This is a genomic window from Evansella tamaricis, from assembly GCF_019042215.1.
GTDB classification, from domain to species: Bacteria; Bacillota; Bacilli; order Bacillales; family Salisediminibacteriaceae; genus Evansella; species Evansella tamaricis.
The window spans coordinates 1-14,431 of the sequence record NZ_JAHQCS010000109.1; the positions used below are offsets into that span (position 1 = coordinate 1).

Annotated in this window: 15 protein-coding genes; 6 read left to right on the forward strand and 9 right to left on the reverse strand. The window is 38.6% G+C overall.

Going from position 1 to position 14,431, the window contains the following annotated elements; genetic code table 11:
* Nucleotides 1-227: 227 nt before the first annotated feature.
* On the forward strand, nucleotides 228-353 hold the full coding sequence (locus KS419_RS25245) for a hypothetical protein (RefSeq protein ID WP_281419806.1): 126 nt from the start codon (nucleotides 228-230) through the stop codon (nucleotides 351-353).
* 81 nt (nucleotides 354-434) lie between these two features.
* On the opposite strand, the gene KS419_RS13545 is transcribed toward KS419_RS25245, so the two are convergent.
* Both KS419_RS13545 and KS419_RS13550 read right to left on the reverse strand, forming a co-directional pair.
* Nucleotides 435-1,391 (reverse strand): Gfo/Idh/MocA family protein, encoded by a 957-nt coding sequence (locus tag KS419_RS13545; RefSeq protein WP_217066927.1) that lies wholly within the window; start codon nucleotides 1,389-1,391, stop codon nucleotides 435-437.
* 143 nt (nucleotides 1,392-1,534) lie between these two features.
* Complete coding sequence (locus KS419_RS13550; protein WP_217066928.1) at nucleotides 1,535-2,335, reverse strand: zinc ribbon domain-containing protein; 801 nt, start codon at nucleotides 2,333-2,335, stop codon at nucleotides 1,535-1,537.
* 647 nt (nucleotides 2,336-2,982) lie between these two features.
* Between KS419_RS13550 and KS419_RS13555 the strand changes: the two genes are divergently transcribed.
* The gene (locus tag KS419_RS13555; RefSeq protein WP_217066929.1) at nucleotides 2,983-4,929 is read left to right on the forward strand and encodes a TcaA NTF2-like domain-containing protein; all 1,947 of its coding nucleotides are present in this window, start codon (nucleotides 2,983-2,985) and stop codon (nucleotides 4,927-4,929) included.
* A 58-nt stretch (nucleotides 4,930-4,987) separates the two neighbouring features.
* Here KS419_RS13555 and KS419_RS13560 read toward each other — a convergent pair whose 3' ends face one another.
* Both KS419_RS13560 and KS419_RS13565 read right to left on the reverse strand, forming a co-directional pair.
* Nucleotides 4,988-5,227, reverse strand: a complete 240-nt coding sequence (locus KS419_RS13560) for a hypothetical protein (protein ID WP_217066930.1) — start codon at nucleotides 5,225-5,227, stop codon at nucleotides 4,988-4,990.
* Between the two features lie 585 nt (nucleotides 5,228-5,812).
* Complete coding sequence (locus tag KS419_RS13565) at nucleotides 5,813-6,532, reverse strand: metallophosphoesterase family protein (protein ID WP_217066931.1); 720 nt, start codon at nucleotides 6,530-6,532, stop codon at nucleotides 5,813-5,815.
* Between the two features lie 581 nt (nucleotides 6,533-7,113).
* Here KS419_RS13565 and KS419_RS13570 point away from each other — a divergent pair.
* Complete coding sequence (locus tag KS419_RS13570; RefSeq protein WP_465254602.1) at nucleotides 7,114-7,725, forward strand: YfjL-like protein; 612 nt, start codon at nucleotides 7,114-7,116, stop codon at nucleotides 7,723-7,725.
* A gap of 216 nt (nucleotides 7,726-7,941) precedes the next feature.
* Here the strand turns inward: KS419_RS13570 and KS419_RS13575 are convergent, their stop codons facing one another.
* The 3 genes from KS419_RS13575 to KS419_RS13585 all read right to left on the reverse strand — a co-directional run bounded on the left by KS419_RS13575 (nucleotide 7,942) and on the right by KS419_RS13585 (nucleotide 9,584).
* Nucleotides 7,942-8,166 carry a hypothetical protein gene (locus KS419_RS13575; RefSeq protein WP_217066933.1) on the reverse strand — a complete coding sequence of 75 codons (225 nt, stop codon included), beginning with the start codon at nucleotides 8,164-8,166 and terminating at the stop codon, nucleotides 7,942-7,944.
* A 21-nt stretch (nucleotides 8,167-8,187) separates the two neighbouring features.
* Entirely contained in the window at nucleotides 8,188-8,412 is a 225-nt protein-coding gene (locus KS419_RS13580) for a hypothetical protein (RefSeq protein ID WP_217066934.1), read from the reverse strand.
* A 368-nt stretch (nucleotides 8,413-8,780) separates the two neighbouring features.
* On the reverse strand, nucleotides 8,781-9,584 hold the full coding sequence (locus KS419_RS13585; RefSeq protein ID WP_217066935.1) for a DUF4352 domain-containing protein: 804 nt from the start codon (nucleotides 9,582-9,584) through the stop codon (nucleotides 8,781-8,783).
* 427 nt (nucleotides 9,585-10,011) lie between these two features.
* On the opposite strand from KS419_RS13585, the gene KS419_RS13590 reads away from it, so the two are divergent.
* Entirely contained in the window at nucleotides 10,012-10,551 is a 540-nt protein-coding gene (locus KS419_RS13590) for an NUDIX hydrolase (RefSeq protein WP_217066936.1), read from the forward strand.
* A 270-nt stretch (nucleotides 10,552-10,821) separates the two neighbouring features.
* Here the strand turns inward: KS419_RS13590 and KS419_RS24960 are convergent, their stop codons facing one another.
* A complete protein-coding gene (locus tag KS419_RS24960) occupies nucleotides 10,822-11,400 on the reverse strand; it encodes an aspartate-alanine antiporter-like transporter (protein WP_343215064.1) in 579 nt (192 codons plus the stop codon).
* A gap of 5 nt (nucleotides 11,401-11,405) precedes the next feature.
* The gene (locus KS419_RS24965; protein WP_246594057.1) at nucleotides 11,406-12,317 is read right to left on the reverse strand and encodes an aspartate-alanine antiporter-like transporter; all 912 of its coding nucleotides are present in this window, start codon (nucleotides 12,315-12,317) and stop codon (nucleotides 11,406-11,408) included.
* A 1,411-nt stretch (nucleotides 12,318-13,728) separates the two neighbouring features.
* On the opposite strand from KS419_RS24965, the gene KS419_RS13600 reads away from it, so the two are divergent.
* Entirely contained in the window at nucleotides 13,729-14,148 is a 420-nt protein-coding gene (locus KS419_RS13600) for a VOC family protein (protein WP_217066937.1), read from the forward strand.
* A 99-nt stretch (nucleotides 14,149-14,247) separates the two neighbouring features.
* Nucleotides 14,248-14,431 (forward strand): hypothetical protein (locus KS419_RS13605; protein ID WP_217066938.1); only part of this gene is annotated, 184 nt, incomplete at its 3' end.

Below are 14,431 nucleotides of genomic sequence, written 5' to 3' on the forward strand. Positions count from 1 at the left end.
TCTTCGCAGTGTCTTCTTAGCCGCGGGCGGTTCGGGAGCCTCCTCGGTGTTTCACACCTTGCGGGGTCTCCCCTGAACTCGCTTTTCCCGCAGGATTCTCTTGTGCGACGAGTAACCGCAGGAGCAAATATTCTCTTGTGCGACGAGTAACCGCAGGAGCAAATATTCTCTTGTGCGACGAGTAACCGCAGGAGCAAAGAGCACAACTTCTCTGCAAATACGTCGATTTGTCTCGACGGACAGGACGTCCTAATATCGGGCATGCCACAGGACGTGGCGTTTTGCCCGATGGACGGATACGCCTCGGAGCATTTGCTCGCAGAGGAAGAGACAGTAGTCGTAAATTTCGCTAAAAATCATCCTATTAAAAAATCAACATTAGCCTTTAACATAGCCATTTCTAAAAAAGATACTTTGGGTGTTCATCAAAACGATTATTTCTGACAAGTCTCTATAGCTCTAAGATAAGTAAGTGTCATTTCATGGAACTTAGAAAGGGATTGGTTGTGAACTACTGCATTAGTTAATGTATCCACTTCCAGTTTATATTGATCTCCTGCCACGGCCTCTTCCCGCTTGCCATCGCTTGTTTCGATGATGATTGTACCTGTACCATCTTCGTTAACCGCATCTGGACGATAAGCATCTGTCACTGTGATTCTCCCTTTCGTACCAATTACTTCATAAGATTGCTTAAAAGGCTGTTGGAAACTGCAGTCCACTTGCGCAAGGAGACCATTCTCAAGCTTCATAGAAATGGCCGTTGTTAAATCCACTTCCCTTTCCGGATGGATATCTGCCACACTTTCTATTGTCACTGGTTTTGATTCAAGCACGTTAAAAACAGAGTGAAGTCCATAACAACCTATGTCAAACAGTGCACCGCCTCCTTTTTCCCTGTCAAGACGAATGTTATCAGCGGAAGGATCGAGATAAAATGAAAAACTCGCTTTCATTAAGTTCACGTCACCAATTTCACCAGATCGTATGAGGTCTTTTACCCGTTGATGCTGTGGATGGAACTGATACATAAATGCTTCAAGGAATTTCACATTATGTTTTTCACAGGCATCTATCATGTCTTTTGCATCAGCCGCAGTTACAGCAGCTGGTTTTTCACATAAAACGTGTTTTCCATGTTCCGCTGCTTTGATGGTCCATTCTTTGTGCATATCATTCGGCAAGGAAATGTAGACGGCATCAATTTCCCCGTCTGCCAGCATTTCCTCATAGCTAGTATAGACTTTTGGGATATTAAATTCCTTTGCGAAAGCTGCACCTTTTTCACTTCTACTCGCTACAGCAATTACTTCTGTATCTTCTGCCCGTTGAAGTGCAGGCATCAACGCTTTCCGAGCAATGTTCGAGGCTCCAAGTATTCCCCATTTCATTAATAAAAACCTCCCTTTGATTTTAAATTGTTTAAGCTGATGTTATGTAAGATATGAAAGTGAATGTTTGATTCGACAAAATAATCTAAAAATCGGGAGGTGACAGGCACCTCCCGATTACTATTTTATCATTATTTACTTGTTTAGAATAGGTATCCTCCAAAAGGGTTAAGTTCGTTAACCAATCTTTCAAATACGATGGAGAAAGTAATAAGGGAAATGATAAATAATGCAATGACCATGATGATAATTCCATAAAGTGGATCGAGGCCACCTTCTTGTTTTTTCTCAAAGGAGAAGATTGTTGCAAATGTCGTTAATGGTAAAATCATCAATCCCACACCTGAAACGATATTGCCGAACACTTTAACGGAAAGAAGTGTAAACACAAATCCTGCAAGAACAAAGAGAAGCGGGAATACGATTAATGACCCTAAACGAGTTAAAACAAGCTTGAAGTCCGCATCTACTTTCATCAGTTTCAAGACGACGAACATGACACCGGTCATTATCATGAAAGTAACAAATAATACGATCGCAGGTGTAACAACTGTGCTGCCAAAAGGAACGGCATAATATGGATTTCGTAGCGTTAAATACGTTGTAAAAGGAACGAGCAGGGAAAACAATATAATTGAAATAAGTCCATTTATTGCGGACGGTTCATTTGTGTTGGAAGCAAAACGAAATGGTGCTTTTAAGGAAGCTAAAGCAAATTGATAATACATTTTACTAATTTCTTTTCCTTGTTGTACATACTCATTGTCCTTTAAGTTTTTTACTGCATCTTGTGCTGTTTGCTGAGAGCTTTGTTGAGGCTGTACTTCAGAAGTAGCTGCTGATTGATCGGAAAGTCCTGCCGCAGGCGCAGCAACACTCGTCCCACAGGCTCCGCAAAACTTTGCACCTTCTTCTAATTTATTTCCGCATGATGAACAAAACATAAATAAAACTCCTCCTTGAATAGTCACTAGATTAGCTAGTAGTAGAATGATTGATACATAGATATAAGATTTACCTTAGTAACCCATATGTAATAATCGGAATCTAAAAATTACTTGTATGGAGCACATATAATCCCTTAGGTTACTACATCAACAGAGCTTTTTAATAACATAATCTCCTTTCAAAAAGTTAGCAACACTAGAGATATATTACACTTTCCCCCACGAATTTTCAATATTCGACTAAATTCTACTTCGTTATCTATTAAACTTCCATAAAAAAGACCTAGATTTTTTGAGAGGGCAGTGAAAAGTGGTGCTTTTCCACTTTTATAGTCTCTTGATAGCATAAGCGTAGCTGTCGCAATCTTTAATAAGCTGGCTTTATGTTTGACTAATTCCTTCCTCTCTAATTTGCCACAGTTCCCTTTCCTAAATCGCCCTGAATACTTAGCGTTACTGAGATTTTCAGATAGATAGTGTTGCAAAAAAGTTTTGTTAGTTCTTGAGATTTTTTAGATACGAAAATCGCTTTTATTATAGTATAATATATTTTATTTCTACCATTAGACAATTTTAGACATTTATTTCGTTTATTCGTCATTACTGTCTGAAGTATCCTACTATTTTTTTAAGGAGTGAATGCCATGCAGTTTTGTACTTCCTGTGGGGTGAAATTGAAAAAGAAAACCCCATTCTGCACTGAATGCGGAGCAAAATTAACTACAAGTGACCCTCCACAGTCAAACCAAAGTGGGGAAAAACTTGGACAAGCAGCTATTAATTCATCAGATCCACAACAACAGCGAAACAATGATTCAAAAATGGGGGAACCGGTCTCACGTTCTCAGCACCAACCTGTACAATCTGCTAAACCATCTAAGCCCCTTTCCAAGAAAACGAAAATCCTCCTATCGTCTGTTGGAGCCGTTTTATTATTATTTTTTGGATTGTTCAAACTTGGGGAATCTCTCACAGACAGTGACAAGGCGTTGGCATCTTTTATCGAAGCCGTGGAAACGGAAGATGTGGAATACCTTGTGGATCATCTGAAATCACAGGATGAGAATTTGGAAGTAACGGATAAAATAGTGGAAGATTTTCTGGAATACATAAACGAAAATCCATTTGTGAAAAATGATCTGATGTTTGAACTGGAGAGAGCAGCGGACGTTTTTAACGGGACTGCACCGGAAGACAGCTATTATCCTAATTCTTTTTTAACCTTTGAACAACACGGGAAAAAGTTTTTCATCTACGACAATTATGAATTTTTCCTACACCCGCAGTCACTTAATCTGTACACTAACTACTCTGATCTGACGTTTTTTATCAACGAAGAAGAAGTTGTACCTTTGTATATTGAAGGAGAGTACGTTACGCTTGGCTCCTTTTTACCTGGTGTGTATGATATCAAAGGGGTTTTAAAAACCGACTTTATGGAACTGGAAAAGGACCTGCAAGTAAACTTATTTTATGAAGTAAGTACGGATTTTTATTTAGATATTGATTATATCTCAATTGATACAACGCTCACTGATGTTTCCGTTTTTATCAATGGCAAAGACACTGGGATGATCCTTCAGCCGGATGGGGATTCTTTTGGACCTGTTTTGCTGGATGGATCCATGGAATTTCATTTAGAAAGGGAAGCACCTTTTGGAAAAATGGTGAGCCCGTCTTATTCCATTAATGAATACTATTATTATCCAGTATTTACATTACTGGAGGATCAGCAGAATGCTGTATTTGAAACAATTAATGACCATCTTTTTCAGTGGGGAACGGCGAGGGCAAGCCATGACAAAAGCGGGCTGGAACATGTCATGGGTTACTACGAGGAATACTTATTTAATAGTATTGACAACTTAATTTCCTACAATGAATTTTATTTTGGTCAACCAGTGAAAACGACGTTTGATGTGAGTTCCCTCCAAGTTTATTACAATGATGGGAACTGGATTACTTCTGTTTCTGTAATGGAAGAGTGGAAAGGGACGTATGTGAGCAGCAATGGGAATACGTACTCTCAAGATGATATTCATGAATTGAACTATTCTCTTACATATAACGAAGGGAATAAGAAATGGATAATGAGTCACGTGGATCCACTATGGGGCTATTTTGATGAAACAAACCTAAAGGAATTCACGTTCGAAGGGAACGATCAACAAGAGGCGGTGGCAGAACAAATCATGGCGTTAACAGCGCAAAATGAGGAAAATTTCCAGTCTCTGTTCTACTCCTTCGTTTCCAATTCTGTCGATGCCATCAATAATCGGGATTTCTCCATCGTTTCCCCATGGGTAGATCCGGATAATGCGGATTACCGAAAAGAAATGTCTGACTATATTGACTATCTTGATACGAGGGATATTTATGAAGACTTTATTGATGTGGAAGTGAAAAAAGTGGACCGGGAAAGTGATGATCTCTTTCATGTAAGTACGTATGAAGAGTATGTGATTTACTACGGAGACGGATCTGCTAAATTTAAAGGTTTCGATTCGGAATATTTAGTCCGTTTAACTGGCGATGGATTGAAAGTTCATAAACTATTGAAAACAACCGAAGTGGAAAGCAAAGACTGGTAGACGAAGAAATGACGAGGTGCCTGTCACTTGTCGAATTCGACAAGTGACAGGCACCAAATTAACTATGGTAACTGTTCAGTTCCCTATCTGCTGCTAGATTTTCTATTGGGACCGTCGTCTCTTCCACTGGGTTGCAATGGGTGCAAGTCGTATACATGCTGGGATACAATACCGTATAGTCCACATACGTATCAATTCTGTTAGCAGTACTTATGAGGTTAATGTTACAGTCTGGCTTGGTGTGTGTCGCACGGTGAACTACTTTTTCCTTCCCCGTATTAACAATAAATTTAGCCATCATTCAACACCTCTTCCCCTAGAATTCTATTAATCTTTTTATTAGGCTACTGTGGAACTCCCAGTAATACTAGTAATTGCTTTACTCCACACACCTAAGTGAAAACTTAAAACCTTACTAACATTCTATTCTGTTATTGCTATTTTACATCTAAATATTATTTTTGTTCATGTTTTCACAATATTGTAAAGAAATCGCTTACATACATTATAGGGATGGACGGTAAGTATTACCAGCTTTTTTTAGTCTATGGACTTATTTTCGCTGAATCTGCTACTTCTTTGTGTGTTATCACAGTGTATGAGGGAAGAATTAAATTATTCTTACATATTATAATTTGCTTTAAATCATGATTTATATGGAAAACATACCGTTCTTTACTTTCTTAAAATATGTAAGTTGGAAAAATTTCAAAATTATTGTTAAAAGGGCAGAATCAATTCTAAAGCTGGGAAGCCCATGGGGGCAAAAATGACAGAAACTGGCTTTAAACGCAGGGCTTCCCCCAGAGTCTCGCTTAGTTTATCAAATATCTACCCGATTTTTCCAAAAACAAAACCTCTACACTTAGAAATAAGAAAGATACTATAGGGAGCCGTTACGAATCACTTCGGTCATTTTTAGGTTGGGGTAGTTTGCAGTTTCGTATTGACGCACTACTTTGTCTACGTCATATGGGACTCGCTGGATGCCCATGGTATACTTGGCGCCGCTCCCCTCCACGATGAGATAGGAGGCTTGTGCCAGTCCATCGAATGGAACACCTACGCTCCCAAGGTTTGCCACTGCTTTCCCGTTAAAAAATCGTATGTAAGGCAGGTGAATATGGCCATATACAAATATGGTTGCGGTGTCTTTGCTCATTAGTTTTTCTTGTAATGTTTCATTGTCGGCAGTGGGAGGTACCACGTCAAACAGGCTTGTTGGTGTGGCATGGAAGCAGTGAATCGTCAATTTTTCCGTCAATGGGACGGTGTGCTCGGTGGGGAGTTCTTTCAAGTAGGTCACGTCTTCGTGAGTTAGCTGGCCGTATGTCCAATCCCGTTCGGTCTGCATCAGCTGAAGTGCTTGGTTTGGTACTTCTCCTTGTTTTATGCCCCGTACAACCCATTCGTCTGCGTTACCTTTCAGGACATCGGTCTTCAGGTTTTGGATCAGTTGGAGGGCCCGTTTCGGTTCTGGCCCGCGAAAACAAAGGTCTCCTAATACAATAATCTTGTCCACGTTTTTCGTTTGGATGTCTTCTAGTACAGCGTCTAGTGCTACGGCGTTCCCATGGATATCAGATATAAACGCAATTTTCATGTTAACGTCCTCCCTCTTTTTCTTTACATATAGGATACTATTTTTGGTTGGAATGTAAAGGGCAAGGGCAGTTTTGAGGGAGAGGTATTTTGAATGTTCTGGAATGGGCTCGATTTAGCTTTCATTCATTATAGAATGACAAATTTGACGATGCTAAATAAAATAAACCACATTGGAAGGCTGATGAGACCTCCAACGAAAACGCCGACGAAGAAATTTCCTTCCTGTCTCTCTTTCATGATGCATATCTCCCTTCTATGTTAGGAGTATTTGTAAAAATAAGTGTATTTAAACAATTATTTTTTGATTTAGGGGAGGGCTTGACGGTCCTGTTTAAAAGTGATGCTGATGAAGCGCAGTCATCTGATCTGTTCTTCAACGGTATGCTGGATAAGTTGTGAGTTTGAGAGTACATAGACATTTGTATTGTTTATGGAATCTAAAAATTTTTATCTTTAACGGGGATTTTGTAGTCATAAGATTGGTGAACTGGTTGACCTGGTTGAAACTTTTTGCGTGTGTAAGCGTCTTATTTTAAATTAATAGGATTTTTTTTACAGGAGATGGGTTTTTTGAAAAAGATGGTTATTGGTTTTGTATCAATCGTTTTACTTGTAGTTGTACTATATTTGGGATATTCGACGATAAGTACACTTAATGGGGAACCGTTAGCTATGCACAAAGCTGAAAAATTGGGTAATGAATATATTAAGCAAAGATACTTTAACGAGAATCTCATTATTAGCGATGGGGAATATGCAAAAAATTTCGGGAACTACAATTTTAATGTAACCACAATTGCTGGTAAAAAAGTAAATGAACTTGTTATTCAAGAAGGATTGGAAACAATTGAAGATACAAACTTAACTAGGGATCTGAATGAAAAAGTAAAACAGTATATCTCAAATTCAAACTTATCCGTGGATAAAATGGAGGTTAATGGAACAGTCTTCTTTACCGCTGATAACCTTAATAGAAACGATACGATTTGGATCACTTTCGCTGGAGAGGATTTATCTACGGAAAAAGTAGCTAAATTTGGAAAAGACATAACGATTTGGAGTAAAGAAACTGGATTGTCATTGAATAAGTTAATAATTGATTTTACTAATTTATCAACCAATAAAAGTTCTCGACTATATGTTGATGATAATCAAATTGAAAGTCAGGATTTTTTGGAGTTTATAGACTAAATAAAAGCTTAATATATATGTGGCTGTTGCACGGGGCTTTTAACTAATAGGAACAAACAGACATACTATTCCAGAACGTTTACGTTTTTGATTAAAGATACACCAGAATTTATAGGTTTTGGAACCTGCGGGGCAGTTCGGAAGTGACAACCGAAGCCAGTCAGATCGGACTTCTAGTTGTCATTTCTGTACTGTAATGCCCTACACTCTAGGCGCTTACGCTTTTGTTATTTTTTCTATTTCTTTTATACTCTGTACGATTTCTTTTTGAGTTCTTAAAAGTTCGCTATTTAGCTTTTTGATTTCTTTCTTATTTTGAAATGATTCTTTAAAATCTGAAAGTGCCTCTTCTAAAACACTATATGCCTTTTTCTGTTTTATATTGAAAGAAATAAAACCCACAATAAAAATCAGAATGGCTAAAATCAAAATCAACCACATTTTGGAATCCACCTCAATCCCTTAATTCAATCTATTCCTAATATCTTTTATAACCTCCAGCATTTCTTTTTGTGTTTTTAATGATTCTCTCTGTATTTCTATCGTTTGTTTTTGATTTTGTATTGATTCTTTCAGATCAAATTGTGTATCATCAACTTGTTCTTCTGCCTTTTTCTCAAACTTCGTCCTTGAAACGATTATACTTAATAATGCGATAATAACAATCCAATAAATAATATCTAACATACTCTTATCCTCTTCTTTCATGTTTTGAAATCTTATGGAGCTTTAATCCTATCAACCAATTGGCTTTCTGTCTGCTACCTATCTGTCTATGCTTAAAGACTAAAGTTACCTTTAGCCCTCTAAGAGTCGCTACGAGTGAATAGCTAGTTCTTACTCGACGGAAATCCCCCCCGCTATATGATACGACCTAGGCTCGGCCGTACACGCTACCCATTAGAGCATGAACGAAATCAATATCCCACAATTGTTGATACATGCGGTGAAAAGAATTTGCGATTTAGTTTACCATTTATAGTGCTCTTTCGTATTTTTCTCCACCAAAATGATCGGATTACTTATTAAGGTTATTGGAAATTGGATCTCTCTTTTTACCACTCTAAATCAAATACGAATGGATCCATCGAAATCGTAATATCGTTTAGTTCCCCTTCTATGATAAAAGTGGCTTGACCGGCATCATAATCTATGGGTTCGAAGACAATCACACCACTCGTTGTCTTTCCAGGCGCAATATCTGATTGAAGTAATGGATATCCTGCCTCCCTGTGCGGGATATTAATATCAAATGTATTTTCTGCCTGCTTCAGTTGGGCACTAAACTGCCAAATGGATGCCAAGTCATAGGTATCATTGAAGACATTGATGTGGAGACGTGTTTCTTCTGCTGCCACTTCCATTTCCACAACTTCGATCAGGAGGTTTTCCTGTTCAATAGTTTGCTCCATTGGGATGGAAAATAAGGTTGGTGCCATTGCATCTTGATAGCTTATCTCTTCCATAGACATGACCTCAAGAATAGGAATAACTATTTTTGTTCCATTCACATCACGTTGTGCCCCATTTTTCACGAATCCGTGCACTTTAATGAGATCTCCGTTATTCCAATTCGCCAGATCTTCCCCTGTAATGATAACCGTTTCACTACTTTTCTCTAGGTTTGTCCAAACTTGTAGTGCATCGTTCAGACTATATTCTTCCCCGGCAACCCGGCCCACAAATTCCACTTCAACCCCTAGGTAATCTTCCCAGTTTTCAAAAAGCTGAAGGAACTCCCCTTCAGGTAATTGTTCACCTATTGGTGTCACCACCACCGGTTCTGTATCTCCTGTGCACGAAACAAATAATAATAATAATAATAAGCTTAAAAAGCCAGCTAAGCTAATTCTCCTCATAAGTCATCCGTTCTTTCTATCTAATATAGTTTTATCTTTGATTCTTGAGTAGGCAACTTACCTTTAATTTCCAAAGAAAAGAGTGCAGTAAACACTCCCATTACCACTTTCTATTTGCATCCTTAATTTTACTTTATCCGATCTGGATTATCTATGATACTATCTGGACGAATTACCATAAGTTGGTGTGGCAAATTAGCTTTTTGAGGCCAAATGATCAATGACAGAAAGGGAAGAAACAGTTACTATTAATTCATGAGGGCACTGAAAAAGTGGTGCTTTTCCATTTTGATGTGCCCTCTTCATTCATACTATTTTTCTTTCAGTTGGAATTTTCTGTTTCTCTTGTCTGTATTTATGTTATTTGCTACTATTTCATCCACCATTACGGGCTTTCCCTTTACATCTAACAAAGGAGCAATTTAAAATGACTAATCATTCGTGGAAGATTCAACAGTCTGATAATGTAACAGTTGACAGGTTTCACATTCAAAAAGATCATGTGTTACTTCCGAATAATGGAGAAATGGATTTTTCATACGTCAGCTTTGAGGATGGTGTTTGTGTGTTAGCAATTACCGCAAACAACGAAATAGTAATCTTAAAGCAATACCGTCACGCTGTAAAGGAGTGGCAATGGGAATTACCTGCCGGGATGATTGATCAGCACGAAGAACCATTGCACGCTGCAAAAAGGGAGTTATTGGAAGAAACGGGGTATGAAGCGGAAACTTGGACAGCCCTTGGATATTTTCACCCTTCTGCAGGTTCCACTTCTGAGACAATTCATCTTTTCCTTGCCGCAGATTTGATGAAAACGTCAGACCAGTCACTGGAAGAAAGTGAATTAATTAGTGTGTACTTAAAGGATTGGCATGACGTGATGTCGTTGATTCAACAAGGGGAGTTCAAACACGGTGCGGGTTTAGCCGCCATTTTAAAGTACAAATTATTAATGGAAAACTGACCAGAGATGTTTTAGCGAAATCCCGTGACAAAATTTTTAAAACAACGTGTTGCTTATAATTGGTCGAGGTGGTAGTTGCCTCTATAAGGTAAGGCGAGATATGGTGACAACTGAGGGCACGAAAAAGTGGTGCTTTTCCACTTTTTCAGCAGCCTTTGATTACATCCCACCTTTTTCAGCTACCACCCAATTTTTCCAATTCTCATCCGGAACTAACCTCCCATCTCTTCCCCTCACTGATCCCGTCTTCCACTCCATCATCTACAAAATTTATAGAATTAAAGCCAGGATTTGCGACCCGATGGCCATAAAGAAGAGGGCAAAGGGATAAGCTGCAGCATACGCAATCGTTGGATCATCTGAATCGATTAAATTATTGCACGCCCCTAACCCTGGAGTACTGGTCATACCGCCACATAAAGCACCGAGGGAATGGATAAAGCTTAATCTTAATAGCTTTTTCGCAATGATAAAACCGACGAAGAGGGGGACAAGTGTGATGATGGCGCCACCGATAATTAAGCGGAACCCTTCGTTCATAATAACTTCTACGATACCGCTACCTGCTTTCGTACCTGCCCCTGCTAGAAACAAAACCAGTCCGAAATCCCGAATAACGTGATTGGATGGTTGATAATACCTTGCCTGGATTGGACCAATTTTTCCAAAATGGCCGATGATGATCGATACAAAAAGCGGTCCCCCAGCGACTCCTAGGGTCATCTCTCCAAGACCTGGAATCGTAATTGGGATCATGCCCACGAGAATACCGATTAAAAGGATAATGCTGATGGAAAAAATGTGAATGTTTGTTTCCGCAAATTGTCTTAAACCGAATAGTTTCTCCACTTCCTTTAGTCTCCGGTCACCCCGTATTCTGCTCTAAGTTTAATATCCGGTAAACTTTTTCCGATCATCTCATCTGCCTCGACGGTGATCCGCTTCATTTTTAAATTATCGGCGTATTTAACTTCGGAAGTTTCCTCTGAACCTACTTCCTTCGTGAATCGTTCGATTTCCTCTGGATAACCTACGACAATTAAATCGTCTCCTTTTAAGAGAACCGTGTCATTGCGCCCTAAAAAACTTCGGTCCCCACGGATAACTCTGCTAATAACGACAGAACTATTTCGATTTAGCCTTAGTTCTTTCAACGTCTTTTTATGAAATTCTTCTTTTTCCACCCGGATCATCATCGATCTTGGTGAGCCTTGATGTCTCACTGGACCAATCGTTTTCCTCAGATCAGCCTTTAGATCCACCTTAATGAACCTTGGAAAAAGCTGAATAAAAAGGACAACTGCAATAACACCAAAAGGATAGGCTACACCATAACCAACGGATGCAATGGGATCCTGAGTCGCCTCCAGAGCTGCTGCCAGACCAGGTGTACTTGTTAATGCCCCCGTCATCAACCCGATACTGATCGGTGCTGACAATTGAAATAATTTTGATACAATAACCGTTGTCACAGACGCAATAAACACCACAAGGAAGCCTATTATTCCAAACACAATACCGCTGCTTTTCATCATCCGGAAAAAACGCGGGCCTGCCTGCAATCCAACAGCAACAATAAATAAACTAAGGCCTAAGTTTTGTAAAACAGAAGGTATTTCATATCCAAAATGTCCAAAGACCATTCCAATTAAAAGGACTCCAGATGCTCCTAGATTCAATCCCTTAAATTTGAGTTGGCCTACAAAGGAACCAAGAAAAAGGATAAGAAAAATAAGTATGAGTGGATCTTGTAATAATGACTGCATGCGAATACCTCCAGAAGACCTTACTATAACCTTTTTAACGTGTATCAGTCAGGAAATTTAATTGACATAATATTCTCTGTTCTTTAATACCGTTTCTTGTTACCTATTATATCTCTAACTTTTCAAATACCAATTGTCTTGGAGAAATGGACACATAATTGTAAACCATAAAGCGCTTACTTTTCTTATTGGAACCTGAATCCGTGATGGAATTAATTTATTCTTTGTAAGAATCCTAAAAATCTTTCGATTTAACTAGGTGATATAAATACTCGAATACGTTACTGGCGGACGCTTTCACACAAGGTACAAGTGCGACATCTGCTCATTCTTCGCAGTGTCTTCTTTGCCGCCGGGCACGGCCTCAGCCTCCTCAACGCCAAAAACCAGCGTCTGCGGGGTCTTCAGCTCGCGCTATTCCCGCAGGAGACGCCGCCATTCACTTCTTCGAGTTAACAGAAAATTGAAGATAAAATAAGTCTTCATACCTTGTTATAAATAGAATAGGGACTATTATCTAGTTCAAATTCTTATTCACCAGGTGGGTGTTATGATGAAATTTATTTTAGAAGATTCCGATGAAACACTATCTACTCAATCAGGTTTAGGTTTAATAGGTTTACTTTTGTCTAAAACGAGTCTCTAATCGATTGACGGAATTAAAAGTTCCTGAGATAAAATCAGCTTCAGCCATTAAAAATGGTGATGTTATGTTTTTTCCACTTAATCAAAATACAATAAAATGTGATACGAAACCTGAAAAAAGAGATGAAAACATCAGGTTTATTAAGAATCCAAATAACAATACAAAGTATATTAAGAAGTTGATATGACAGGAATCTACGAGACTCCTGCGGGATCAAAGGCAAGGGTAAGACCCCGCAATTGCAAAGCAATGAGGAGGCTTACCAGCCGCCCGCGGAAAGCGAAGTAGATGGAGGACATATCAACACCTATTATCACGGATTCAGATGGAGTTTATGTGGCCATTTTCAGGAAGTGACACCCTATTTTTTCAACGCTATCAATAAGGATTAGGGGAAATTTCCCATCACCTTCCTCAGTACTAGTGATTCACTCTACAATGGAACTTCGTTACCCTGTCTGATTACAGCCAATGAAATGTACACCAGTGACATCATTCTTACCACTGTGTGAAAGGGTGATTACCATTGGGTGAATAATAGGTGAATAGTCAGTCAAATGCAATTATTTAACTTGTTATAGCAATCTAAAGCAATAGATCGTGTCTAACTAGTAATGGTAAGTTTTGTATATATATGGTTCTGATTATACAATAGCATTAGGTAGTTTATATTGCCCAGACGGGGAGTTCGTTCCAATAATTGGAAGAAAAAAACTAGGTAGAAGAGAATCATACGATATATCAGAAATGGAAGGAGTTATTAGAATGAGGGAAAAATTATTGAGAGTGGGTACTATTTATATTCCAGTGACAAATGTAGAATTTTCATCTCAATGGTATATAAATAAATTAGGTGCAGAGTTATCTTATAAAGATGAAGACAAAGCGATTTTAAACATGGCAAACCAAAGTATTTTTCTTGTGAGATCAAAGGAAAGCCAAAGTGCTAATTTCATTGATTTTCATGGTGAAAAAAGATTTTCTTTAACATTTGAAGTAAATGGTTTAGATGCATTGGAAGAACTACATAAAGATTTTGTAGATAATGAGATAAGAGTAGGAGACATTGAAAACAGAGGCCATTCTGGAAGAAATTTTGTTTTTTATGATTTAGATGGTAATAAATTTGATGTATGGAGTGAACTTAGTCCCATTTTCAAAGAGAAATATTTAATCTCTAAATAACAAAATCTTTTGTTGAACTAACAGCTCGTTAGTGTACAAGCTGTTGATACTGTTGTGGCTCAACGGGGGGGGGGAATCCTAAAAGGAGGAAATCATATTTTGTTAGTTGAAATCTTAAAAGATGTGACCAAAAACAGGGATTTTGATTCCTGTTTTATTTTTTTGAAAGGCTATGTCGCACAAAAGAATCCTGCGGGAAAAGCGAGTTCAGGGGAGACCCCGCAAGGTGCGAAGCAACGAGCATTACTTCCTGAAATAGCTACGAGTTGTCTCGACGGATGCA